This is a genomic window from Parendozoicomonas verongulae, from assembly GCF_009711465.1.
Taxonomy (GTDB): Bacteria; Pseudomonadota; Gammaproteobacteria; order Pseudomonadales; family Endozoicomonadaceae; genus Sansalvadorimonas; species Sansalvadorimonas verongulae.
Genome location: NZ_SMME01000106.1, coordinates 1 through 259 on the forward strand (window position 1 = coordinate 1; position 259 = coordinate 259).

At 45.6% G+C, this 259-nt stretch carries 1 protein-coding gene; it reads right to left on the minus strand.

Annotation, left to right across the window (positions count from 1 at the left end; all coding sequences use genetic code 11):
- Positions 1-51 precede the first annotated feature (51 nt).
- Positions 52-259: hypothetical protein (locus E1189_RS24165; RefSeq protein ID WP_230459788.1), on the minus strand; the 208-nt coding region annotated here is incomplete at its 5' end.

A 259-nucleotide genomic window follows, 5' to 3' on the forward strand; every position in this document is an offset into this window, starting at 1 on the left:
ACCGTGGCGCCGGTCGGTGTCAAGTGATTCATCTCACTAACTCGTTTAAAATCAATGAATTAGGAATCTCTCAACGGTGTTGTCTTTGGTGTTTGCCGAGGACAACGAGGAGCGCATTCTACTCTCTTTGCTGATCTTGTCAATCGACAATTTCAGCAGCGAGGATTCAAGTGAAACCAGAATCGATGTGCTTACACTAATAAGCAAAAACCCCAGCCGAATGAACGACTGGGGTTTTCTAATTGAAGCCTGGCGATGA